This is a genomic window from Rhodococcus sp. LW-XY12 (genome assembly GCF_019317345.1).
GTDB lineage: Bacteria > Actinomycetota > Actinomycetes > Mycobacteriales > Mycobacteriaceae > Rhodococcus > Rhodococcus pyridinivorans.
Genome location: NZ_CP079226.1, coordinates 175242 through 200891 on the forward strand (window position 1 = coordinate 175242; position 25650 = coordinate 200891).

Sequence of the window (25650 nt, forward strand, 5' to 3'; positions counted from 1 at the left end):
GTCACTCCCCCACAGGTTTCGGGGCCGCCATCGAGGCCAGCGGTCCGAGCAGCACGTGCGCCACTCCGGGCGCGGTGTCGACGTTCACCTCGGCCTGCAAGACCGGCCCGGCGGGGCCGTCGGTGAATCCCCGGTTCAGCCGACGGAGAAGCTCGGCAAGCTCCGCAGAGGTCCGTTGCGGCGTCGACACCGAGGCGGTCGCCGCATTCAGAAGGGGCACAACAAGATTTGTGAATCCTGTGAGGTTGTCCTCGCCGGCTAGTCCGAGAGCGGTGCCGGCAGGTAGCAGGTCGTTCACGATCGCGTCCACCGTGGCGTCGAAGTGCTCGCGGTCCTCACGCAGCGGTTGGTTGGATCGCAGCACGTCGAAGACCCCAATGGTGGCGGCCGTGAAGTCGCCCAGCCCCGTAGCAGCGCGGCCATATTCCCCCGCCAGTTCCGAGGCTGGCATCCATTGAGTCTCTTCGACCACGCTGGCGACAGCGATGCCCGCCCGCAGCAGCGGTGCGAAAGAATCGATGCCGGCGGACAGCTGTGTCAGGGCCGATGTCAGCTGCGGGGTCAGAGCCTGACCTGTGATGCTCGAGAACTGCCGCAGTAACGCACTCATCGTGGCGTCGTAGACGTCGCCAGCGCGGGGACCGGTCAGGTCGATCGTCGTTCCGTCTCGAAGCTCGGCGCCACCGGGTCCGGACACCAGTTCCACCCCGCTGATTCCGAACAGGTTCGATGGCGCGTAATCGACGCGAAGACTGTCGTCGATCCCGAACAGGCGATCACGGTCAAGCGCCAGATCCAGTGTCACGATCCCATTGCCGGCGGCGGTGACACCCTCGACAGTTCCGACGTCCACTCCGCGGGAGCGCACCGAAGTGCCCTCGCCGACTCCGTCGCCGAGCAGCTCCGTCTCCACCACAACGTGCATGCGCGGGTCGTCGGCGGACGTCAACGGTCCAAGCCACACCAGGAGGATGGCAACGGCGAGAACCACGACGACGACTCCGGTCCTCGTGGCTTCCGGTCGGGTCGTGGGGACTCCCGGCACTGCGTAATTTGGCATCGTCGTCACCCCGTGAACATGATTGTCGCGTTGAATCCCCACAGCGCGAGGCTCATCAGCATGTTGAGAGCGACGATCGCCACGAAACTGGCGCGCACGGCCCTGCCTGAGGCCAACCCCACCCCTTCCGGGCCACCCGAGGCAAAGAAGCCGTGGTAGCTGTGAATCATGATCACCACCACACCGAAGACGACCGCCTTCGCCGTGGCGGCGAGGATGTCCGGTCCGCTGACGAACTGCAGGAAGTAGTGGTCATAGACGCCACCTGACTGACCGTGCACCGTGATCGTCAGCAACCGGCACGCAAAGTAGCTGAGAATCAGCGTGATGAGGAAGGTGGGCACGATCGCCACACCACCAGCGACCACGCGTGTCGTGACGACGAACGGGAGCGACCTCAGTCCCATCGACTCGAGAGCGTCGATCTCCTCGGAGATTCGCTGGGATCCGATCTCGGCAGTGATCCTGCAGCCAGCCTGCGCCGCGAAACCGATTGCGGCGGCGATGGGCGCGAGTTCGCGAGTGCTTGCGAACGATGAGACGATCCCGGTGAGCGGGCCGAGTCCGACCATGTTCAGGGTCGTGTAGGACTCGATACCGATCAGTGCACCCATCGCCAGCCCGAGAACAGCGAGCAACGGCACAGTGCCGCCACCGACGAAAACGGATCCGCGACCCCATGTCATGTCAGTGATCGCGCGCACCGTCTGATGCCGGTAGTGGACGACAGTGAATGGAACCGACGCGATCACCCGCCAACAGAAGACGAGGGTGAAGCCGAGCGACTCGACAGGGTTGACGCGCAGACCCGCACGAGCGGCACGGACGACACCCTCGAGACCACGGGGCACGTACGACGACGCCATCACGCCAGCCTCGGGGGCAGCAGCTGCGCAAGAATCTGCGTGATCGCGAGGTTCGCGAGGACGATCGAGGCGACCGACAGAACGACCGACGCGTTGACGCCGTCGGCCACTCCTCGCGGCCCCCCCTTCGCTTCGAGGCCACGCTGACTGGCGATGATCACGACGAGGAACCCGAAGACGACCGACTTTCCGAGTGAGACCCAGATGTCGCTCGTGGTGACGAACGCGCCGAACGTTCCCCAGTAGCTGCCGGGGGTGACGCCACGCCCGATGACTGCCGCTAGATAGCCGGACAGGATGCCGACCGCCATGATCAGGACGTTGAGCATCGGGGCTACGACGACCATGGCAACGAAACGGGGTACCACCAGGCGACGCACTGGGTCGATGCCGAGTGTTCGTAGAGCGTCGATCTCCTCGCGAATCGTTCGTGCACCGAGATCGGCGGCGATCGCGGCCGCGCCGGCCCCGCCCAGCAGGAAGCCGGTCGCCATGGGGGCGCCCTGCTTGATCACGCCCATACCACCTGCGGCTCCTAGCAATGCATCAGCGCCCAATTGTTCAATGAGGTTTCCGACCTGGATCGAAACGATGATTCCGAAGGGAATCGCGATGAGCACGGCTGGTACCGCGGTGACGGTCACCAGGAACCACGCCTGCTGAAGCGCGTCCTTCCAGCGGAACCGTCCTCGCACTGTGTCGGTGACCGAACCGCCGACAACGGTTGCCGCAAGCTCGACGGCCCGCCCGAACGTTCGCAGTCCGGATTCCACGACATCGGTGAAGTTGGTCCGGAGTACCTGTGCGGCAGCGCGCATCGAACCGTCCATGGTTAACCCCCTGATCGACAAGTTCTCTACGACACCCGCCGAATCGAACACAATGTCCGACAGTATGTATGCCCCTCTTCTGGAGCGTCAAGCAGTTGTTGTGGCCGCGCGAGGGTCATCTCGCCAACCCCGGGCGGCGCGCGCTTCCGCTGACGAGCGGATCCGAATGTGGCACCGGATCCCCGGAGCCTGCTGAACCCTGCGCGCTTCTCGTTCGACTCTGACGACTCTCACCACGACAGAGACACCCCGTCAGCTGAGGTTCGGCGGAACCGGGCCGTAGCATGCAAGCCAGCCGATTCGAGCGATCTCGGCCACCGAGTTACACCACTCTATGGGGCACTACTTCCCAGCGCTCAGGGCAGCCCCTGCTTCCTCCTCATGCTTGAGCAACTTGCTCACGAGGGCGGGTCGGTCCAGATCACTCATCCGGTCATCGGCGGCGATCGCACCGTCCATGAGAATCACGGCGCGGTGCGCGCACTCGAACACCTCCGATAGCTTGTGCGTGACTACAACAATCAAAGCTCCCGCTGCGGCGAGTTCTTTAAGGACTCCGAGGACCAGCAGCGAGTCAGCCTTAGTGAGGTTCGAGGTCGCCTCATCGACGAACACCTTGTTCGCTCCCAGTGCGAGAGCACGAGCAACCGCAACCAAGGTCCTCTGCCCTGGCGACAGCTCCCTAATCAGAACCGACGGATCGATGTCGAGGCTGACTGACTGCAAGGCCGCACGCACAAGAGGAGCTTCCCTTCGGCGGTCGATTAGTGGACCGAACCGTGAGGTATTCGGCTGTCCGAGTCGAAGGTTGTCGGCAACACTCAGATCCTCAACCAACCCCAGATCTTGGTGAATAAAGGCAACATCCGGGCGTCCTGCCAGGGAATCGACCTGCCGTCCATCGACCTCCACGTGACCACTATCCGCTGTGTAGTAGCCATCGAGCACTTTGATCAGGGTCGATTTGCCGGCGCCATTGGGGCCCATCAGCCCTACGATCTCACCGCCCCGAAGGTCGAGGTTGATCCCCGCCAGAACCGCGTTCCCGCTAAAGGACTTCTTGATGTCGACCAAGCGCAGCGACGGTACGGAGGGGTATCCGGTCGGCTGCGGCAGATCGATCGAGCCCTGCGATACCTGATCCACGCTCACTCCATGCTTATATAGGAACGTCCATGCGTACTTAGGAATGACTATGACCCGGGTCACGCCAATTTGTCAACACCACCTCAGTGGAGACCTCCCTACCCCAGTCCCCCATCTCGCATCATCCGTCCCATTTCAGCCGCCCCTCGGTCCCTGCGTCGAGGCAGCAGTATCCCGTTCAGGGTGAAGCAGGCCCACGAATGCGTGACCTTATGCTGAACCCGAATAGATCTGCCGCGGTGAGTCTTTCGGTCGATTGAATTCTGCGGTAACCTACCTCCAGACTGGTGAACCCTCCGTCAACAACCTCCTGCAGTTTTAGAGCCGGAAAAGCCATGTTCGCGGTTAACAATCTGTACTGGTTGCCGGTGCCTGGGGGCGGGAGATCCTACAGCTCCGGGCCACCGGGTAGATCTGATCTTCGAATGGACCCGCCCCGACGGAGCCGTGGAGGAACGCCGGGCCGAGAACTTCCGGTTCGTCTCCTATCCACCCCGGCCGGCAACGTCGCCGCCTACTATCCCGAAACCAATCCCCTCGTCCCGTTGGATCACGTGGCCCGCAAATCCAACACCCCCGTCTCCAAGGCGATCACCATCCGCCTCGAACCCCACACGAGATCCAAGGACACACCGGAGATCTCCCGCCGTGAACTCGAACCCACTCCCATCTAAGGCCGATGTCCGATGCTGACCTTGATCGCCCACGCCGTCGTTGCGGCCATCCACCTGCCGTTGCGCTACCTCGGGGTGTCCGTACCGCTGCCTGCACCCGGGATCGAACAGCGAGTACCGGTAGGCCATTACGGCATTCACGAAGATGGCTTCGATCCATGGGACGAGTAACCACCCACACCCGCATCACCCGACTCGAGGCGCAACGCCGGTCGGTGCGATCGGACACCGTGGTCGTCGAAGAACCCCTCGAACTCCGCCTCAACGGCACCGCACTGTCGGTCACGATGCGCACCCCCGGCTCCGACATCGAACTCGCCCAAGGATTCCCGCTCACCGAGGGCATCATCACCGACCGCGACGCCATCACCGCGATCCGCTACTGCAACAGCACCGACGAGAACGGACGCAACACCTACAACGTCCTCGACATCGACCTCACCCCCGGCGTCGACCTGCCCGAGACCGGCCTCGAACGCAACTTCTACACCACCTCCTCGTGCGGGGTGTACGGCAAAGCCTCCCTCGATGCGATCCGCCAACGCACCCGCCACTCCCCCGCCCACGACCCCGTCGTCGTCGATCCGGGCGTCCTGGTGACGATGCCGGACACGCTCCGACACGCCCAGACGACCTTCGACCGCGCCGGGGGACTGCACGCCGCTGGCCTGTTCACTACCGACGGTGACCTGCTTGACCTGCGCGAAGACATCGGACGGCACAACGCCGTCGACAAGATCATCGGCTGGGCCGTCGAAAATCGACGGTTAACGCTGCGCCGCACCGTGTTGGTCGTGGGCGGACGCGCCTCCTTCGAACTGACCAGAAAGCCGTCATGGTCGGCATCCCCATCCTGGCCGCCGTCTCCGCCCCCTCCTCCCGGGCCCTCGACCTCGCCCACGACGCCGGACCGACCCTCGTCGGTTTCCTCCGCGGGAACACCATGAACATCTACACCCACCCGAACCGGCTACACAGTTGCGACCGATCCATCAATGCTTCGCTCCTCTGCACCAGAGCCCGACCTGACCTGCCCCTTCGACCATCTGTACGAGAACACAGATAGACACTCCCATCGAGCACAGGACCTCCAGATGACATACCGCCGCAAGACCGTCGACCCCGTCACCGACAACAACGCTCTCACCGACACCGACCTCGCCGCAGTGGTCGAGGCTCTGACCGGCGAATCCTTCGACTATGCCGAATCTGACTCAAAGCACCGCGCACCGCGACGTGACACTCGCCGCTGATCACCGAGGCCGGGACGGTCGCGAGGACCCCTCGACTGGGCGGCCAACCCTGGACACCCCGCGTATCACCGGATCGACGGCTCTCGGTACTCATTCCATTCCATACCGGGCCCGGCCCCTCGGCATGAAACGCACACCGTCACGTCGGTACTGCTTTTGCTGACGATCCCCACTCGTCGCCAGCAATGCTGGCAATGGTTGCGTCCCACGCTCCGCGTGCAATGCGTGCAATGCGTACACGCGCTGTTCCTGCCATAGAAGACCTTCGTGTCAGCCCGTCTTGCCGGTCTCAGCGGTAGGCTCGGCAGACGGTGATCGCGTTCGTTCTAGGCTCGGTAGCCGTGCAGGCCTTCATCGACGAAAACACCGTCCGCGGCATCATGGTGGTCGCTACGGTGGCCGACCCGTCCGCTGGACCGGGCCCGTCGGACATTGACGGCGTTGCGACTGAAAGGCCAAGAACGCATTCACTTCAAGTCCGAGCGCGACACACGCCGGCGTGCGATCTGCTCGGCGTTGGTGACCTTGGATATACACGTCCGCGTCTACCATGCCGCCGAACTCGCACCCAAAATCGGACGTCCCCGATGCCTCGAAGCACTCGTCGGCGACCTGGCCGAGCTACCGCTCTCCCGGTTGGTGCTCGAGGAGGACGATTCGACGGTCAGGTCCGATCGGCGAGTCTTGTTCGATGGCACCGGCAAGCACGGGCTGCGTGACCGGCTGACCTATCACCATCTGCGGGCCAAGCAGGAATTGATGCTGTGGATTCCGGATGCGGTCGCGTGGTGCCTGGCCAAAAGGGGGCGAATGGTCCGCTCACGTGCGGCCGCTGATCGGCAAGACGATGATCGTGGAATAGAAACGCGAAACCCGGCTCGCCAACCGTCCGGAAGGCTGCCGGGTCCACTCCACCAGTGCTACTGCCCTGGGCACAGTCCACGATGCCAGAGCCGGCGAGTGTGCGCAACTACGTGCGCACTCGTGCGTAACTTCGGCGGTGGTGACGGTGCAGGCCGCGCGGTCGACTCCCATACCGCTGCTGGTGCCGGATTCGCAGACGGAACTCGGTCGGTCCGACCGTTCAGCGTTGCAAGGGCCATGGCGGTGGGTCCACTTTCCTGCTCCAGCGAACGGGAAGCTTCATCACTTCCGGGGAGCTTCTGCCTGTTCAACCTTCAGTAGCTCTGCCAAGGCGTCCTTCACGATTGTAATCTGCCATAGTGCTGCGTCTTTCGAAGGCTCGACCAGGGTAAGTCCCAGGGAGTGGTGGGAATCGGTTGAGGGCATCGGGCCAGGTCCGTGGCGTGTCGCTCCCTCGCCGAGAGTGGGCCATCGCGTAGTGATCAACGAGTTACCGACCAAAGTGACGCACAGAAAGCAACCACGCGATGACCCACGACCATTCTGCACTGCTCGCCCAACACGACGCACTCACCGGTGCCGACAGCGCCACCGTGTTCGCCGAACTGATCCGCACCGGCCTGCAGGCGCTGATCGAAGCCGAAGCCACCGACAAGCTCGGCGCCGGCCGCTACGAGCGCACCGACACCCGCACCACCCATCGCAACGGCCATCGCACTAAGACCGTGGCCACCACCAGCCGCGATGTGGAGGTCAAGATCCCCAAACTGCGGTCGGGGTCGTTCTTCCCATCCTTGCTGGAGCGGCGCCGCCGCATCGACAAGGCCCTGTACGCGGTCGTTATGGAGGCCTATGTGCACGGCGTCTCCACCCGCAGCGTCGACGATGTGGTCGGCGCGTTGGGGGTCAGGTCAGGGATTTCGAGGTCGGAGGTCTCGCGGATCTGCGCGGGCCTCGATGGTCGTCGAATCATCCTCGACATCGCCTCTCAGGCAAAGGAAACTGACAACTCAACGCCGTGATATACCGAATCGCGCTCATGCGCGAGTCTCTCTACGACCACTGGCGTGACGGGATGCGTACGCTCCACGGCACGGCAACAAGGCCGCCGCCCCGTACGCCTCGGCCGCCAAGGTGTCAGTTCCCCGCGTGGTGCTGGAAGTCATCGACCGCGCCATCCAGTCCACGGCGGTGCCGGTGTGAGCGACGACGTCCCCCTGGCCGTGATGTACGGGTGACACCGCGCCATGCGCATCGTCGACGGCCCCAACGAAGTCCACGTGCAGGCCCTCGCCAAGAACGAACTCCGCAAATATCGGTAACCGTCGCGAAGGGTGGCCGGCGAGCGGAGACCGTAGCGCCTGAAACCCAAGACCTGAAGGCCTTAGCCTCAATCCACCGACGGCAATGTCCGATAGCGGCGTGTCGAATTGAAGAAAGTGCCCCCTGAACTGGGATGATTGATGTTCTTCAGGCAACAATCGGTCCGGTTCGAGAAAGGCACTTCCGGTGCAAGTGTCCCACAGGTTCGGCGCGAGGTCCGCGATGTTCGACGACGACAACCTCGTGTCCTACGGCGGCCTGGTGCCGGTGATGACGTTGGCCGAACAGACCGGCCTGCCGCATCTGCTGGCCGAGAAGGTCACGATCACCACCTCGAAGATCACATCCGGAGCGGCGAACCCGGCCCCGAAACTGACCACACTCATCGCCGGAATGTGCGCCGGCGCGGACAGCATCGATGATGTCGATGTGCTGCGCTCCGGTGGCATGACCACCCTGTTCGATCGGGTGTACGCGCCGTCGACAATCGGAACCCTGCTGCGCGAGTTCAGCTTCGGACACGCCCGCCAACTCGAATCGGTGCTGCGTACACATCTGGCCGCCCTCTCGGACCGGGTCGATCTGCTGCCCGGCGGCACGAAGCAGGTGTATCTCGACATCGACTCGCTGCTCCGCCCGGTCTACGGCCACGCCAAGCAGGGCGCGAGCTACGGACACACCAAGATCGCCGGCAAGCAGGTGCTGCGCAAAGGTCTGTCCCCGCTCGCCGCGGTGCTCAGCACCGACGACTGTGCCCCGGTGATCGCCGGGATGCGACTGCGCTCGGGCAAGACCGGATCCGGCAAGGGCGCCGGGCACATGGTGGCCGGAGCGATCGCCACCGCCCGGGCCGCCGGTGCCACCGGACGCGTCCTGGTGCGCGGCGACTCCGCCTACGGCACCCGCAAGGTCGTGCGCGCCTGCCTGCGCACCGACGCCCAGTTCTCCCTGGTGATGACGAAGAATCCGGCGATCAAGAAGGCGATCGCCGCGATCGACGACAACGCATGGACGCCGGTGCAATACCCGAACGCGGTCCGCGACCCCGACACCGGAGCCTGGATCTCCGACGCCGAGGTCGCCGAAATCTCCTACACCGCCTTCGCCTACACGAAAGACCGCACTACCGCCCGATTGGTGGTGCGCCGCGTCAAGGACGCCCGCTATCCCGATGCCCTGATCCCGGTGTGGCGGTATCACCCGTTCTTCACCAACTCGACCCTGCCCACCACCGAGGCCGACCTCGTCCACCGCAGACACGCGATCATCGAAACCGTGTTCGCCGACCTGATCGACGGTCCGCTCGCCCACATGCCGTCCGGGTCGTTCGGGGCGAACTCCGCCTGGGTGCTCTGCGCCGCGATCGCCCACAATCTGCTGCGCGCCACCGGCGTCCTCGCCGGCGGTCGATACGGCCGCGCCCGAGGAGCGACGCTGCGCCGCAAGATCGTCGCCGTCCCGGCACGCCTGGCCCGGCCGCAACGAAAGCCGATCCTGCACCTACCCAGCCACTGGCCGTACGCCTCACACTGGTTGCAGTTGTGGCGCAACACGATCGACTATCGGCCCTCTGTGGTTGCCTGACCTCAACCATCCCCGACACCGTCGGTCGAACTCGCTCGCAGTGGAAAAGCGGCTCTTCGCACTTGGTAGGGGCTGGTGCCGATCGACCCCGTTGCCGTGTCGGTGATTGAAAAAGGGCCCGCGCCCTTGTGAGCTGGGTGTTCTCAGGCATCCAGGACAGCAAGGAACGCGGGCATGCACCACGGTAGTTCATTGCTGCTCGATCTCGACGGCGTCATCGTCGAATCGGTGCAGCGCACGGTCGAGGGCAGCCGGATCGTGCAGATCGCAACGGCACCCGAATGGGTCGGGGTCTGCCCGCAGTGCGGGCAGAAGTCCACGCGTTCGAAGGGTTGGGTCACCACCAGACCGCGGGATGTGCAGGTCGGACCCGACCGTCCGCTGTTGGTGTGGCGGAAACGGAAATGGTTGTGCACCAATACCTCCTGTGCCCGTAAGGTGTTCACCGAGTCGACGCCGGGGGTGCCGTCCCGGGCACGGGTCACGCCCCGAGCGAAGGCGCTGCTGGTCGAGGCGGTCCTCGACGGGGACCGGTCGGTGTCCGCGGTCGCCGGCGACTACGGGTGCGCCTGGCACACTGTCCACGGCCACCTCGTCGTGGTCGCCGACGCCGCCCTGGCGACGAACCCGAACCGGTGGTCGTCCTCGGGATCGATGAGACCCGACGCGGGAAGGCGAAATGGGAAACTTGCCCCGAGACCGGGGAACGGAGATGGGTGGACCGGTGGGACACCGGACTGGTCGACCTGACCGGCGATCAAGGGTTGCTGGCGCAGGTCAACGGACGCACCTCCGCCGTGGTGATCGACTGGTTCGACGCCCGCGACGAGGCATGGAAGGCGCAGATCACCCATGTCGCGATCGATATGTCGTCGGTGTATGCGAAGGCGGTGCGCGAGGCACTGCCGCACGCGCAGCTGGTGGTGGACCGGTTCCACCTGGTCAAGAAGGCCAACGAGATGGTCGATACCGTCCGGCGCAGGGTCACCCAGGCCGAGCGGGGTCGGCGCGGCCGCAAGAGCGATGTCGAATGGATTAATCGCCGCCGGCTGCTGCGGGCCGCGGAGCGCCTAACCGATGAGCAACGATCGACACTGTTCGAGAAGCTGACCTCCGCCGACCCGCACGGGGACATCGCCGCCGCATGGATAGCGAAGGAACTGCTGCGCGATGTGTTGCGCTGCACCGACCGTGGTGGTCTGCGATACGAGATCCGAGATGCGCTGCACCGGTTCTACACGTTCTGCGCGGCATGCCGGGTCCCGGAGATCGGCAAGCTGGCGACGACCATCTCGGCGTGGCAGGAACCGATGATCCTGGCGATCACCTCCGGCCTGTCGAATGCGCGCAGTGAAGGCTACAACCGCATCGTCAAGCACGTCGGCCGCATCGCGTTCGGATTCCGTACCCCGGAGAACCAACGCCGCCGGGTACGGTGGGCCTGCACTCGTCGATCACGTCGGGTCGCATCCAGCCGGCGCCAATGCCACTGCTAACTGCGACACTCCTATTGACTTGCTGTCAAGCGGCGGTCGTTTGGCGTCGAGGCTGCAGCGTCTGGACGATGAGTGGATAGAGCTGCCGAACGAGATACCGTTTCAGGCAGCGGATGATTTCCATCTTCGTCTTGCCTTCCGCGATCCGTCGTGTCGCGTAGTTACGGGTCTGCTGGTCGTAGCGCAGCCGCACGAGCACGATGTGGTAGAGCGCTGAGTTCGCCTGCCGGTCGCCTGCGCGGTTGAGTCGGTGACGGTTGGTCTTGCCCGACGACGCCGGTATCGGACAGGCTCCGGCCAGTGCCGCGAACGCGGCTTCCGAGCGTAGCCTGTCAGGGTTGTCGCCGGCGGTGATCAGCAGCTGCGCCACGGTGTCTCGGCCGCAGCCGAAGACGCTCATCAGGTCCGGGGCATGGTCTTCGAGTAGCCGTTGCAGGTGCCCGGACAAGTCCTCGATCTGCTCGGTCAGTGCTTGCCAGCGCCGCGCCAGCAGCCGCAGGCTGTAGGCCGTGGCCTCGGCTGCGGTCACCGGCGCAGGTGTCGGTCGTGACGCCGCCAGCGCAGCGATCAACTTGGTGTTCGACAGGCCCCGGTAACGCGAACGCAGCTCCTCTGGCGCCGTGATCAGCATGCCCTTGATCTGGTTGATCGTCGCTGTCCTGGCGGTCAGTGCAGACGACCTCGAGGTGCGCAGCACCCGGAGCGACTCCACCAACCCATCGCCACCCTTGGGTGCGGCGCTGGCTCGACCCGACAGCACCGCCTCAGCGGCCGAATAGGCGTCGAAGGGATCGCTCTTGCCGCGAATCCGGCGATCGAACCGGTTGGGGCGGTTGACCTCACTGACCGCGATGCCCGCGACCTGCATCGCACGACTGACCCCAGCCCCGTACGAGCCGGTGCACTCGATGCCTACCTTCACCAGCCCAGGCCAGGACCGCAGGAACCGCAACGCCGCCTGGTAGCCGGCCGCGGTCGCTGGGACCTGTACATCTGCCAGTCGTCGTCCGGTGGCATCGATCGCTGCGACGTGGTGGGTGTCGGCGTGGGTATCGATTCCGCCGTAGACCTCGAGGTGATCCTGATTCACCATGGGACTGCGCCCTTCCATCTTGTCGGGTGCGCAGTCCGGCCGGGCGTCAGTCAGTTCACTATCGGGGATCTCGCCAGACTCCTATCAGGACATGACGGCCCGCCGGGCTGCACTCAAACGAGTGAGCCGAGCCGGTCGACACGTCGCAGACAGGACAGCCACCAACCTGCAGTGGCGTCAGAAGAGCCGTGAGCCAGACCCGCCCACCAGACCCATCCTGCGCCCACCGAGCCGAGACCGTCACGCCCATCAAGGAGTCAGACCAACCGGTCCACGAGATCCATAGTGAAGAGCCGGAAAAGCTGGGTAGACCAGCGGATACCCCCCCGGTCTCGGCCACCACCGGACCGCCGTGCACTTCCGAACGCCTACATCAACGGCCAGTCGGTGGATTCAGGCTTAGATGTAGGTATTCGCAGCGCCTAATCCAGCCGAATGCACAAATCAGAGCAGCGGTCTTCAGCCGCGCGACGAGTGTCGCGTTTGACGATCCGCTCATGCGACACGCTGCGCGGCCGGTGACGCGGTTACGACCCACGTGAAGGTTCGATTCGCGAGCTCAGGCGGCTGGGTGGTTGCCGAGGTACTCGTCGATAGCCGCCTGGATGACCGCGCTCATCGGTTGCCCATCCGATCGGCATACTCCGCCAGTCGCTGCCGATCGGCGTCGGTCAGTCGAACAGCCAGGGGCCAGGTTTCTTCGGCCGCGTCCCCACGGCGCGGCCGGCGGGGGCGATAGCCCGGACGAACCTCCACGGAGTGATCGACCACCTCGTAGGCGCCAGCCTTTACGGCATCAGCAATGCCGCGCATAGTGCGCTTCTCGATCTCTGGCGTTGCTCATATTCCCTCCCGCTGCGTTCTCTGACGCGTCGACTTCAACGACCATCAGTCCGTCGGGGACGCTAACCCACCACTATGGGCACTAATAGTCCATATGACAGCTAATATTCCATATGATACCGGAACATGTCGTATCACTGAACCGAGAAATATATTCATGAACAACGTGGGCGTGCTGGCTCAGCGCTGACATCAGTGTCAACACTCGGCAATTTACTAGTGCTTTCTTTTCGCTTCGCGGGCATCGTGCAGGATCCTGCCGACCGCGCCGGTGGAGATACCCATTTGGTCGGCGATCTCGCGGTACTTCATCCCCTGTTCACGTAGTTCGACGACTTGTGTACGGCGTGCTTGCGCGCGTTCGAGGAAGTCTTTTCGGGGCTCGGCTACTAATCGCCGGGCGGTGCGTTCGGAGGAGCCGAGCCGCTGCGCGAGTTCTTTGGCGGTGATGGCTCGGCGTTGCTTCGCCCTCGCTCCGCCGGTCACAGCGCGTACTCCAAGGCCGTGGCCAGATCGAACTTGGTGGCGCGTTTACGGTTGGCCTCCCGCTTGGCCTCGGTCATGACCTTGCCGCCTTTGCTGCCTCGTACGGCCTGACGGGCGCGGAAGGTGGTCTCGTCGAAGTTGCGCCAGATCCATTTGCCGATGGAATACGCGGTGGCGCGGACTTCGACGAAGGGCAGCGGGTCGGTGAACTCGGTGTTGACGGCGTGGCAGCGTTGCAGCACGAGCTGGAGCCACTGGTTGAGGGTGTCGTTGCGGTGGCTCCACCACTGCGGATAGGCCCACTTGCGGGCGGTGTCGAACATGGTGACGTTGCGGCCCAGCCCGGCAGAGCGGTCTGGTCGGCGCGGCGCCTGACGCGGGGTGTGGATGGTGACCAAGTCCCGCAAGGCGTACGGATCGGCGGTCCCGTAGAGGGTTTCCCAGTCGGGATGAATCGGATTCTTGGTCAGCTGCCCGCCGTAGGAGAAATCCCCACCTACGGACAGGCATAGGCCCCGCTCGATGCGATGCGCCAAGCGCAGGGGCATCATGCGCGCCGAATCGGTGCGGCAGATGCGGTTGTCGCCGAGCCACCAGCCCAGGTGCGCGCGACCGGACGGGGACTGGGACACCCAGCTCGGTGCCGGATGATCCGAGGGTTTTTCGAACGCCCGCAGCGCCGCGTCGGGGTGGTCGCAGTCGATGACGATCGATCCGAGCAAGGCGTGTGGGGAGTGCTGGATGTAACGCATCGTCAAGGCGTCGTCGCGGCTCATCCTGTATTGACCGTGTTCGAGTTGCTTCGTCGCGAACGGACGATGCGGAAGGAGCACCTCGCTGCCCCACTGTTCATCACTGAGGAGCAACACCTTCGCGGTATCCATGCCGAATACTGTGCATCACCAAGATCATTTGTTCGGGTAGGCCAAGCCGAGCCATATCAGGTATCCCCGGGGAGTCCTTGGTCCCCGGACCTCTCGCCTCGCCGAGCTCGACGAAAGCGAATGCACCCCAAACCACGAGCACAGCCTTGTTCACGACGTCCACCGCTCTGCCGCCGCAGCCCGCACCGCCTGAGTGCGCAGCAGGCCACGACCTATTTCCCCGCTACTCAACGCGTCAGGACGGTGCCCGATGTGAAACAGGCCGTCGATGTGAGGGCACGCGAACACCGCCAGACCCTTCTCCCCCCGGTGACGCTTTCGGACCGCCCGCGCGTCACCACGGGTGAGATATCCCCGGTGAGCGCATGGAGCGCACCAGATCCAGCGGGCAGACGGATTGTGGGCACGGGAACTCATACGGCACGTCCGATCTGAAGATTGAGCCAGTCGGAAAGCCACTGGATGGCATTTCGCCCGGCGTTGTCGACCACGAGAGTGTTGTAGTTGGTGTGAGCACCGGAGGTGAAGAAACTCGCAGCACTGAGCCCTTCACTGACCAGTGCGGCAAGATCCTGAGCACCCGGGGATTGCGAGAGCGTGACCACAGAGTCCGACAGCTGCGGAAGATCCAGGTTCGCGGCCTCGGTGGTGATACTCGTCGACACCGCGTTCGTCTGCTTGCCCAGCAGCTCCGGCGGGGTCTTGGTGGCCTTACCCGAGAGCATGTCAACCGCAACCGATGCCAGATCCAGCCCCACCGGCAGCAGGCCGGTCATGGCAGCCCCCGCACCGATTGGATCAGGCGCGATCCCCGGCGGCGGGAAGAGCTTTTCGAGAGCTGCCCAGGCGATCTCCTGAATCTGGCCGACGATGTTGGCCAGCCTGATCACATCGACGTTCGACAAGATCGACGCCACGAGGGCAGCGATCTGCGTCGCGCCGGATGGGTCCGGGATGACCGCAAGGATGTGCGAGACCCATCGCATGTCGACCTCCGCGGCCATCGTCACCAACGGCGAGAATTGGTTGTTCAGCTCGCCTGCGATCTGGTGGGCTCCGTGCGCGTCGAGCGCAGCGACCTTCTGCGGCAGCAGGGTCAGGTTGTTGAGAATGCCGGGCAGGTCCAGGGAAGTCACGCCGGTCGCGACGTTAAGAACCTGGTTGACGACCACGGTCGGTTTGAGCACCGACAGCACACTGGTGGCCGAACTGAGCGCCTCAGCGGGGGTGGAAACCAGCGGTCCGACCTGGCCGGTCAGCAGGTTTGCATTGTCGGCAAGCGTCTGGATCTCGGGCGCAGAGGACGGGAGGCTGGCGGAGGCGCCCCCGGCAAGGGTACTCGCGGTGTCCGCGATCTCGAGGGCCGCGTTGAAGGCACTTTTGAGGTCGGATTGCCCCGCGCGGGTGAGGACTTCACCAGCAGTGTGCTCGGCGGTCCCGACCGGCGCGGCGAGGAGCTGGCCGTTCGCCGCGGGGTTCGCTGCACCGGAACTGAGGAGATCGGTCAGCGGAGCGAGGGTCTTCGCGATGGATCGGGCGGTGTCGGCCACCTGGTCGATATCGACAGTCGGTGCCGTCAGCTGCTGCCCAACAGTGGCCACCTCGGTCCCCAGGGCCGGCAGATCCGCATCAGAGAAGTCGGAGGTCAGGGCCGCGGCGAGCTGCGTGTGGACCCCAGATTCCGCAGTGGGGACAGCACCGACGCTCGAGCTCTTGCTCAGGATCGACCCCAGTGAGCCGAGCAACGGGCTCGATCCCTTCTCGATCGAGCAGTACAGATCCCCCGGGTCGCAGATCGAGGCGACGCGGCCGGACAGGGCCCCCATTCCCTGGGGTCGCGGATCAGCGATGCCTTGCCCGGACGTGCGCGGGCCCACGGTCGCTGACCCTTTCGTTCCTGCCCCAGGATCTGCCAACAGACCGACTGCGAGTACACGGCTGGCGTCGACGGGCCCTCTACCATTGCCGATGTCGGAAGCGATGTCGCCGGCGGCATCGGCGCCCTGCGAGTAGCCGATCATCGTGAACTTGGTTCGGGGGCACGAGTTCGCGACGTCTGCGAGGACCTGCTTGGCCTTCGACACCGCGTCGGCCTTGCTGTCGGCGTAGGTGTGGCCGTTGTCGAAGGCTCTGGCCATGTACGGCAACGTGTAGACCTCGACGGCACTGCCGTGGGTGTTCTCAAGCGCGTCGGCGATCGGCTTGAGCATGCCCACCGGCTGACTGGGGTCTGCGTTTTCGTCGGTCTCCCAGGTGCCGGGAATGAAGAGGTTGAACGTCGCCGCGCACTTGGTCGGAGCCGCATGCGCGATCACAGGTGCAGTGAGTAGCGCGCTTCCGCTCGCGACGGTCGCGGTGGCAACCAGCGCAACAGTGCGGCGGGACCTCGAATGTCTGACAGGCATGGGTACCTCTGATGACCGAATGGGGATGTGCCTGCATACGTTCACCCACAACCGGGGTTTTTCCCAACGGGGTGAACTACTTCTCGGACCCGCTTTTCGCTGCTTGAACCGCGCACATGACCGGCCTCAAAGACACGCGCCGAACCGTGGAGGGGCCGCCCCGCATAGCGGAAGCGGCCCTCGGTGACCTTGCCTCAGTGCCAGGTGACGTCGATCTTGTCGATGGCGTCGAAGTGGAAGCCGAACTGATCGCTGTAGACATCGAATCCCTTGTTCTCGGGATAGTCGATCGTCGCGTGGCGTTCGAGGATAGCAACGACTCGGGCTTGGTCGTCGTTGGCCAGCGCTGCAGCCAACGCTTGCGATTCTGCGGCACTGAAGGGGATATCGGAGTTACCGAAATCCAGTGTGCGGGTGCGGTAATCGTAGCCGGATTCATCGCCGTTGCGGACGTGCACGCGTCCGGTGACCCGGATGGTGGCGATCTTCGGTGTGCCGTCGGGGTTGAGAACCCCGGCCTTGCCCATGATGTCCTTGGCCTTGACATCCTTGAGTTTCGACCGTGCATCGTTGCGCAGCTCGTTGGTCTTTCCGGAGATGTACTTGCGTACCGAGGACGGGCTGCGGCCGATCTTCTTGGCTACCTCGTTCACTCCCCCGAGCCGTGCGATGGCGGCGCGACGTTGGGCCAACTCGACCACCTCGGCATGGGGGATGCGTCCTTGCTGCGCCCAGCGGCGCAGAGTCCGGTCCGACGGCGGTGTACGGCCGGCATCGATGGCGGCCTGCCGCAAACCGTCGTTCCCGATCTCGGTCCGGAGCTGTCTGACCGAGACCCTCGAGGTCAATCCGGCCAGCCCCCTACTTGTTTGTTGTGCTTTGGCGACTCCCTCGGCTGCCGCAGCCGCAACAGTGACGTTCATACCGTCGAGGCCGACGGTTTTCTGCGGGACGGATTTCGACCGCGGCTTCGGTAGGTGCAGTGCCACCTAGTCCTCCTGGTCCGGTGAACCGTAGGCTGCGGCGATCGCGAGACGAACGTCATGGGTGGTCTCTGCGGCCGCGAACGCCAGGAGCATCTCGTCGGTCAGCGCTACTTGCTTCTCCAAGGTCATCTTGCCGAGCGCGTCGCTGTCGTCGGCGAGATCCTGCTCCTCCCCCACTAGATACACCCAGGAGTCGGTCATGGTGCGGATCGGCCAGCGTCCGGTTTCACGGGCGATGCGCATCGCCACTCGGCGTCCACGCCAGCGGCAGTGCGCCATGATCGCCGCACGCCACAGGGGCTGGTGGTGGTGCTGCATGCGGGTGGCGGTCCACATGTCGGGGTTTACCATCCGGCCGACGTAGCCCTTGTAGCAGGCGCCGAGGAACCGTTTCATCGCTACATCGCCGGTCTCGGCCGTGACAGCGCGGGCCTCGCGCAGCACTTTGGCCCACTTGTCGAGGGCGCGGCCTTGTTCTTCGTAGACCCAGGCCTCGGTGATGTCGAGGTCATCGACGTCCAGGCCCATCCCGCCGTCTGCGATGGGTGCGCACAATCCGTCGAGGCTGACGGTGGTGATCCATGTTCGTACGGGTTGGTCGTCGAGCATCGCCGGGTGCGGCAGCGGCAGTTTTTCCGGCAGCGCGTACTGCGCGGCGGCGGGCAGAGTCACGCGCCAGATTCCGAATGCCGGCTTGTCGACTGCTGCCGCGGCCGCGGCGTCGGCACCTAGGAGGTTGCGGATTCGGCCGTAGCCGAAGGACAACATTCCTGCGGAGGCGAGGTAGGCGGCGCGCTGGTCGATGGTGACCAGTGAGGTGGCACCGTCGAGATCGTCGGTATCCGGGATGCGGGACCAGCCGGCGGGGGGTTCGAAGTCTCCGCGTGGGGCTCCGTCGATCGGTGGGATCGGGCCGCCGGCGGTGACGACGATGCCCTTGCCGGTGCGGAGGCGTTCGCGGCGGATCTTGTCCAGGACTGCAGCGCCGGTGCGGGCGGGAGTCGGTCCGGGCAGGGTGTCGAGGTGTTTGATGGACCAGGCGAGGCGGCGGCCGAGTTCGCGGGCGGCGGGAAGGTCGTCGTCAGGGAGATAGGTGCCAGCGGCGGGATTGCCGAGGATGCCCATGTCTCCGACACGGTTTCCCCAACCGAAGTCCTTGTTCCAATACGTCCATACGTAGGGCTCGAGGACGAGGTCGACCATCTGGGTGGCCTTGCCGACCTTGCGGATGAGGTGGATGACGTAGCCGGGGTCGCCGCGGAGTTCCCATCCTGCAGCAATCAGAGGCGGCAGGGTTGCGGCGATGGCGTGGGTCAGTTCGGTCGCTGCGCGTTGACGGAGTTGTTCGAGGTCGTCGACGTCGTCTTCGCTGCCGGGATCGATGGTCCATCCGAGCTGGGCGCAGGAGTCGATACCGACGAACCACACCTGGGCGGTGAGTCCGTGGGGGGTCAGCGCTGCCCAGTGCAGCAGCTTGTCCAGCTTCTCGATCGAGTCGACCGGCCCGGTCAGCCGAACGCCCGAGGGTGTGTACGTCGCTGCGGCGGTGACAATGATCGCGTGACCGTCCGCGTCCTCGGTCACAGGCAGGGATTCCCACGGGCGGACCTCGGTCGCCGGCTTCTCCACCTCATCGATGTCGGCAACGTCAACGGGGTCGGGTGGGGCGGTTTCTGCATCGGCCGACTGCAGGTCGTCCTTTGCTGGTGGCGGTGGTGCCTCGGTCGCTGTGTCTTCGGGTGCGACCGAACCGTTCAGCGGCTTTTCAGGTTCGGGGTCGAGGTCGAAAAGGGCGATCTGGTCGTCGATTCCGCTCATCGGCTCACCACTGCAGTCCTTCTGCGATCCACCGAACCTGTCTCCGAGTCGCGGTTACCGGAGCTCGAGTGCATCGATGAGCTTGCGGCGCTCGTCGTCGGTGAAGTGCTTCCGCACCGCCGCGGCCAGCACATCCGGATCCGCCCCCAGACGCTTGAGCGCCTGAGCCACCTTGTCCACCGGCTCGAGCTTGCTCGCAGGCTCTTTCGGCTGCGGCGCGTCGGGCTCCGCAGTCTCTGCGTCGGCTTCCGGCTCCGGATTCTGGGCCGCTTCCCACGCCGCGACCTGCTCCTCGAGCGGAACCCGGGCTAACGAGCGGGCCTGGCGCACAGCGAGATCACCTGCACGCAGGGCTGCTTGCAGCTCGGGGGCGAGTTTGAGCAGAGCGCGGCGTTGGGACACCCAGCCTTTGGACCGGCCGAGTTTCTTCGCTGCCGCGTCTGCGCTCCCGAACTCGGAGACCATCAACTCGACGGCCTTGGCTTCTTCGAGGACGTCGAAGTCGCGGCGGTCGATGTTCTCACTCGTTGCCGCCCACAGGATTTCGCCCTTGTCGACGGCGATGCTGTCGCGTAGCACCACATCGAGGCCGGGGCGGCCGTATTTCTGGGCGGCGGCGAGCCGGCGGTTGCCGTTGACAACGATGTACTGCGCTGCACCGAGGTCGTCTTCGTCTTCGGGCCACAGTTTCAGCCAGGCTGTGCGGCTGACGACGGTGCCGGGTTGCAGCTGCCGGTCGGCGATCGTGGCCAGATCCGACAGATCACCGAGTTCGTCGCGCGGGTTGCGGGGGTTGGCGATGAGCTGATCGACCGGAACATCGGCGAGCAGTTGGCCTTCGAGCGGCTCGATCGTCGTCTTCGTCTTCGTGGGTGTGGGGGTACGCTTGCGGTCGACCGGAGAATTGTCGCCGACTGCTCCGACGAGGGAGGCGAAGTTCGCGCGCCCACCCTTGGGCGGCATCAGCGACCACCGTCCGCGAGCTCAAGGCTGAGCTTGTAGAAATCCTCCCGCGCCTGCAACGAGACGCGGTTGGCTTCGTACTCGGTGACCACACGGCCTTCGGCAGCGGCGCGGGTGTGGACCTTGTAGTGCCGCACCACCGTTCGCGCCAGCGGCCAGCCGTTGGCCTGGACGAACTCGCGGGTCTGCTCGAGGTCGACCTTGCCGTCGCGGGGATCCCAATTGTTCACCACAACAATGAATTTCTTGCCGAGCGGTTCGATGACCTGCTTGATGGTGCGCGCGGTGGGATCGAAGCACAGCGGTTCGGGTTCGATCGGAACGATGACGAGATCGGCGACCTCGAGCACGGCGCGCAGGGCGTCGGCGGAACTGCCGGTGCCGAGCACATCGGTGCCGTCGTCGGCGCCGGACAGGTCGATCCAGCCCGGGGTGTCGACGTAGACGTGCTTGATGCCGGGCAGCTTGTCGAGATTACGTAGCACGTCGAGGTTGTCGTGGACCTGATCGATCAGAAACGGCAACTCCTCGACGCGCGAAGCCCACCAGACTGCGGAGCCCTGGGGGTCGACCGAGATCGCGGCGACCGGGGACTGAACATCGTCGTCGTCACCTGCGGTGAGGACATCCGCTTTGACGGCGGCGAGGTTCATGGTGAGCGTCGATTTTCCGACGCCACCTTTTTGGTTGAGCATGACATGAACAGCCACAGGTTACCTCCGTATGCTTCACCCCAGGGTGGGGCTACTTCGGACTCGCGTCGTCATCGTTTGGCGGAGATGACGATTGCGCCTGCACCACTGTAACGGTTCCGATGCAGTTTCATGAGGCGCGCAACTCGTACAATAGACCCTTACGGGTCTACCGAACAAGCTTTCGCCGTATCATCGCAGATGTGCTTCGCTACCTGACTTTGCACGAAGTTGCCGACCGTGTCGGCATCACCTACAACACCGCCAAAGGCTATCTACGGAAAGGCGTTCTGCCGCAAGCCGATGCGTCGATCGGGCCCCGGTTCGGTTGGCTCCCTGAGACTGTCGACGCGTGGATGGAAACGCGGCCGGGTCGAGGTCGAAGGGTACACAAGGGCACTCCCCCGACTCGAGTCCGCCTCGGTTCTGGGCCGAAAAACTTTGATCGCTTCGGCGTGTCACCGGCACCGTTGCGAAGGCATCATGCATGAGGCGGAACGCGGTGTTGATTCTACCGTTCGAGGGTTACCTCTACCCTGATTCCATTTCGTCACAGTGACGATGAATTATCACGCCGACCGTCATGCGCGACAAAGCGTGCACGATGCTTTTCGGCGCTATACGCAACACTGCCCTGGTGGAACTCGCTGAAGGAGGACAGTATCCCGGCGCTCCTTGCGCCGTCGCCGATCGGCGCATTCCGCTTCAATGGTCGCCCGATACCGTTTGCCGAAGCGGCAGTTTACCGCGGTAAACTGCCGTAGGTTTTGGCCTCGGCGCTCCGTCCATCGACGGATATTATCAGGAAGATCCTCATTTCCATGCCGTTGTCTTGAGCACGCAACCGATGTGTCACCTGCGCTGCTCGTTCATACACGGGTCGACTCAGGGCTCGAACAGCCGAACGCGTGACCTCCCCGGCTCCTCACAACCAAGGAACAACCGAACCTTGGCCGATGCCCGGTGGCACGGATCTAACTACAGTGGCGTTGGTTTCTCAATCCTCCCCGACCACCACTCCTAGCAACCCATCCCTACAAAACTGGACTGCGTGAGTGCATCCGCGGAGTGTCGTCGCATGTCGTGTCTCGATGCGACTGCCTCGTTTACCGCGGTAAACGAGGCAGTCGCAAAGGTCGCCTCTAGCTTGCGTTGGGAGCTCGTCGCGGCCCGCATCAGATGCGCTTCACCTCTGGACAGACAACATCCGCAAGGGGTTTACCGCGGTAAACCAGCCCAGCCTATGTCCTCCAGTGACGAATGTGTGCCGCTCAATCCGCCTTTCCGTTATCCGCCGATATCCGTCCGCGAGATCATGAGGCGTGGGTCGATCTATGCGGGTTTACCGCGGTAAACGAATCCCTGCCCCACTCCCCCGCCTGAACGGGTTTCGGGGCAACCTGTTGCAGCAGAGTCACGGTTGACGGGAGGTGAGACAGAATGCACCGAACGTGCGTCTCGTGTTCGATTCGCCTCTCCCACCGTGCACTGGTGTTGTTTACCGCGGTAAACAACGCGGACCTGTGGTCGGTCCTCCGCGTAGCTCACTCCTACAACCGAGGCTCCGATTCGTGCCGGCGAGAGTGGATCTCACTATAGATACCGAGACGCTCTATGTCAGAACCCCTATAGCCAGTGCGGTTTACCGCGGTAAACCGCACTGGCCCCGGACTATCTGATCGTGTCCTTCTCCAGCTCTAGTGCGCTAGCAGAATCCAACTCGCCTTGGCGGTTTACCGCGGTAAACCGCCAAGGCGAGTTATTCGGGACCGAAGATTACTCGTCTCGACGGAACATACCCTCGATGTCAGTGACCTGTCCGAGATGCGATGTCTCTTAGCGGTCTGGGTGCAACCGGCAAGGAAGGGGCAATGCACTGAACAAGCCGAGATGCGAACAGCGGAGCAGGACTGTCTTCCGCGGTACTGGTTTACCGCGGTAAACCAGTACCGCGACAACATTGATCAAGCTCGCATCCTGGCGCTCTCGCTCAGGAGATTCTGTTCCTGGTTTACCGCGGTAAACCAGGAACGGTTCAGGGGTGGACGTCGACTGGACACGGACTTGCTGTTTACCGCGGTAAACAGCGGGCCGCTGCAAGAAGATCGTTGATGCGAAGCGCAACCGATCGAAGGGCGCAGACGGTCGAGCAACTGCCATGGTCGGTGAATAGCCGGCGAGAGGATTCGCTTCTTGCCCGTGGTTTACCGCGGTAAACCAATTAAGCGGAGGCAGGGTATCCCGCCGTCGAGCAACTCAGAGGTAAGCCGGTGGTCGTCGAGCCTGTCGTTTACCGCGGTAAACCGAAGACACACCTAAGGTGGTTTGGGCTCGTCCGAGACGTGCTTTTGAACCACCTTGCCGCCTGACCGCGATAGCACAGCCTAGGAGCCCATAGCGGGCTCGGAAGTGATAGCCATCACCGCCACGGAGAACAGGACGAGATCACTGGAGATCAGATGAGGGGGTGGAGAGGTCGGGTTTACCGCGGTAAACCGCGGAGTCAACTCCTACGCGAAGACGCACCTTGGCAATAGCCCACTCCGCCGCACAGGGAAATCTCATGGTTTACCGCGGTAAACCATGGGCACGCACTCATCGCTGGGCCGACACACCGCTCAAGGATGAGGTCTGGGTTCGTCAAACTTACCTGCTGGTGGCGACACTCGAGCGTGCCGTCAGTCAACACATTCCGGGCGTCCTAAGCGCGTTTCTCTTGCAACACGCTGCGGATCCGCGCCATCGCGGTACGCCGAACGCTTTCCGATGCAGTCTCTTGCGCTCGTTCCACCATCGCGAGTGCAGCTGCATGACGTTCGGCATCGCGACGTCGTTTCGCGGCCTCGGCACGCTCGGTGGGGGAGGGGAGTGACCAGTCGATCGCGGAGAGTCTCCATCGAAGGTATCGGACAGGATGCTTTAGCGAACCTCGCGTAGGCCACATCCAACCACGTCGCCGAGTGTCTTCAGTGAGCGCAACGGCGATATCGCGACCACTCCAACGCTCCGGATCGACGTAATGGTCTCTGAGAGCCTCACAGACGGACCCGATATGCTCGCCGGTGTCCAGACATGGAGCATGCGCAATTAATCCCGCAGCAGCCTTCTGGAGGCTGATTGGGCGCGGCTCTCGGGGCTGTTCTTGAGAGTCATCCTGCCAGCGCGCGCTCGCGCGCGTTGTCTTGTACTTCTTAACAGAAGTACAAGTACTAAAAGATAGAGCAACAGATTGGGGGCCACGGTCCCGGCTCTGGGGATAACGCGGCCGCCGCGGTTCGTTGGTTGCCGCGGGCGTCCTGGTCCAGCGCTGCGCGGGAGACGTCGCCTGGGGCAGGCGGTCGCGGGTGGTCCGAAGGACGACTGATCTGGGGGAGAGCAGAGCCCAGACGCTGGTGGCCTTGATCTGTTTACGTCCATGATGCGCTTCAGCTGCCCACTGTTCGAGTGTACGTAGGAAACGTCCTCGGACCATCTCGCGGGCCAACCCGAACTCGACCAGCACTCGTCGAGCGCGCTTGAGAACAGTGACAGACACCCCTGCGCGTTCTGCGAGTACTTCGCGGGACGCTGTGACGCGTCGGCCTGTCCGCTGATCCGCGAACGATGCCATGCTCACCGCGACGGCAAAGACACGTTCGGGGTCGGCGTGATGGCGCCGGCAGAGATTTCTGCCCTCTTCGCGGTTGAGAATCTCGCGGACTTGGCGTTGCCATTGTGTGCGACCTGACCATATTGGGGTTTTGGCCTGCAATTGCGGCGAGACGGGAATTGACCACGTGCGGCCGCGCTGATCGCTTTCCTCATTCATTTTTTCGACGCGTTCGATATTTTCTTTAGCCCGAGATACGGCGTCGGAATATTGAATATCGCCGAAATTGGCGACAGGGGAAACGGCGAATTCGTCCTCTGGGCGTGTGATCTGCTCATCGGAGGTCGTCGAAAAGGTTGTTTGCTGTTCAGGGCATGGGGTACCCTGAGACGTACCAGGCACGGTAAGTCCCTTCGGGGAATCGGGGATCTCGGCAAGGAAATCCCTGGTGAAAGCACAAAATGGAGTCGAAGCGGCAACTTCGTCCCCAAAAGGACACCTGACGGTGAGGGTGAAAACTAACGCCGTTAGGTGTTCGGAGTTCCGGTCGATCTCGGCAAAGTTCGACCGAATGACGAGCCTCCGCAAGGGGGCTTTGTCATGTGCTGTCCAAGCGTCATGTAGTTGTGTGCGATGGGTACGGTTCGATCTCCTCCCGTCGGTTTATATTCCTGGCAGTAATTTCATCACATGATCCCTCTCATGTCGCGCACCGGCTCGAATTTATTTTCACGGGTCGATGGTATGCGAGAGTCGGGCAGACGCATTGACGGACTGTAATTACGAATCGTGCCC

Annotated in this window: 15 protein-coding genes and 5 pseudogenes; 8 read left to right on the forward strand and 12 right to left on the reverse strand. The window is 63.7% G+C overall.

Features of this window, described 5'->3' with window-relative positions; all coding sequences use genetic code 11:
- Window position 1 precedes the first annotated feature (1 nt).
- From KXC42_RS25115 to KXC42_RS25130, 4 genes are all read right to left on the reverse strand, one after another.
- On the reverse strand, window positions 2-991 hold the full coding sequence (locus tag KXC42_RS25115) for an MlaD family protein (RefSeq protein ID WP_082899731.1): 990 nt from the start codon (window positions 989-991) through the stop codon (window positions 2-4).
- A gap of 74 nt (window positions 992-1065) precedes the next feature.
- Window positions 1066-1929, reverse strand: coding sequence for an ABC transporter permease (locus KXC42_RS25120; protein ID WP_156665294.1), 864 nt, complete (start codon window positions 1927-1929; stop codon window positions 1066-1068).
- Entirely contained in the window at window positions 1926-2756 is an 831-nt protein-coding gene (locus KXC42_RS25125) for an ABC transporter permease (RefSeq protein ID WP_064257009.1), read from the reverse strand. Before KXC42_RS25125 ends, KXC42_RS25120 begins: the two co-directional genes overlap by 4 nt.
- A 342-nt stretch (window positions 2757-3098) precedes the next feature.
- Window positions 3099-3908 carry an ATP-binding cassette domain-containing protein gene (locus tag KXC42_RS25130; protein ID WP_064257010.1) on the reverse strand — a complete coding sequence of 270 codons (810 nt, stop codon included), beginning with the start codon at window positions 3906-3908 and terminating at the stop codon, window positions 3099-3101.
- Window positions 3909-4295: 387 nt separating this feature from the next.
- On the opposite strand from KXC42_RS25130, the pseudogene KXC42_RS27665 reads away from it, so the two are divergent.
- The 8 genes and pseudogenes from KXC42_RS27665 to KXC42_RS25165 all read left to right on the forward strand — a co-directional run.
- Window positions 4296-4576 (forward strand): annotated as a pseudogene (locus KXC42_RS27665) (hypothetical protein); the annotation flags it as partial.
- 12 nt (window positions 4577-4588) lie between these two features.
- Window positions 4589-4747, forward strand: coding sequence for a hypothetical protein (locus KXC42_RS25140; protein WP_156666129.1), 159 nt, complete (start codon window positions 4589-4591; stop codon window positions 4745-4747).
- Window positions 4735-5642 (forward strand): annotated as a pseudogene (fdhD, locus tag KXC42_RS25145) (formate dehydrogenase accessory sulfurtransferase FdhD). Before KXC42_RS25140 ends, fdhD begins: the two are co-directional and overlap by 13 nt.
- Before the next feature lie 28 nt (window positions 5643-5670).
- Complete coding sequence (locus KXC42_RS25150) at window positions 5671-5829, forward strand: hypothetical protein (RefSeq protein ID WP_156666130.1); 159 nt, start codon at window positions 5671-5673, stop codon at window positions 5827-5829.
- A 1391-nt stretch (window positions 5830-7220) separates the two neighbouring features.
- Window positions 7221-7652, forward strand: a pseudogene (locus tag KXC42_RS25155) (transposase); the annotation flags it as partial.
- Between the two features lie 133 nt (window positions 7653-7785).
- Window positions 7786-8015 (forward strand): annotated as a pseudogene (locus KXC42_RS27505) (acyl-CoA dehydrogenase family protein); the annotation flags it as partial.
- Between the two features lie 187 nt (window positions 8016-8202).
- Window positions 8203-9600 (forward strand): IS1380 family transposase, encoded by a 1398-nt coding sequence (locus KXC42_RS25160; RefSeq protein WP_064257011.1) that lies wholly within the window; start codon window positions 8203-8205, stop codon window positions 9598-9600.
- A gap of 128 nt (window positions 9601-9728) precedes the next feature.
- A pseudogene (locus tag KXC42_RS25165) lies at window positions 9729-11096 on the forward strand (ISL3 family transposase).
- Between the two features lie 25 nt (window positions 11097-11121).
- On the opposite strand, the gene KXC42_RS25170 reads toward KXC42_RS25165, so the two are convergent.
- From KXC42_RS25170 to KXC42_RS25205, 8 genes are all read right to left on the reverse strand, one after another.
- Complete coding sequence (locus KXC42_RS25170; protein ID WP_331712487.1) at window positions 11122-12207, reverse strand: IS110 family transposase; 1086 nt, start codon at window positions 12205-12207, stop codon at window positions 11122-11124.
- Window positions 12208-13248: 1041 nt separating this feature from the next.
- Window positions 13249-13518 carry a helix-turn-helix domain-containing protein gene (locus tag KXC42_RS25175; RefSeq protein ID WP_064257730.1) on the reverse strand — a complete coding sequence of 90 codons (270 nt, stop codon included), beginning with the start codon at window positions 13516-13518 and terminating at the stop codon, window positions 13249-13251.
- A complete protein-coding gene (locus tag KXC42_RS25180; protein WP_064257729.1) occupies window positions 13515-14402 on the reverse strand; it encodes a replication initiation protein in 888 nt (295 codons plus the stop codon). The genes KXC42_RS25175 and KXC42_RS25180 overlap by 4 nt, the downstream gene beginning before the upstream one ends.
- Window positions 14403-14815: 413 nt before the next feature.
- Window positions 14816-16807: a cutinase family protein gene (locus tag KXC42_RS25185; RefSeq protein ID WP_064257728.1), complete on the reverse strand. Its 1992-nt coding sequence runs from the start codon at window positions 16805-16807 to the stop codon at window positions 14816-14818.
- Between the two features lie 194 nt (window positions 16808-17001).
- Window positions 17002-17796 (reverse strand): hypothetical protein, encoded by a 795-nt coding sequence (locus KXC42_RS25190; RefSeq protein WP_064257727.1) that lies wholly within the window; start codon window positions 17794-17796, stop codon window positions 17002-17004.
- Window positions 17797-19611, reverse strand: a complete 1815-nt coding sequence (locus KXC42_RS25195) for a hypothetical protein (RefSeq protein WP_064257726.1) — start codon at window positions 19609-19611, stop codon at window positions 17797-17799.
- 54 nt (window positions 19612-19665) lie between these two features.
- A complete protein-coding gene (locus tag KXC42_RS25200) occupies window positions 19666-20574 on the reverse strand; it encodes a peptide transporter (RefSeq protein ID WP_219130580.1) in 909 nt (302 codons plus the stop codon).
- Entirely contained in the window at window positions 20574-21269 is a 696-nt protein-coding gene (locus KXC42_RS25205; RefSeq protein WP_080597800.1) for a ParA family protein, read from the reverse strand. Before KXC42_RS25205 ends, KXC42_RS25200 begins: the two co-directional genes overlap by 1 nt.
- Between the last annotated feature and the right edge of the window lie 4381 nt (window positions 21270-25650).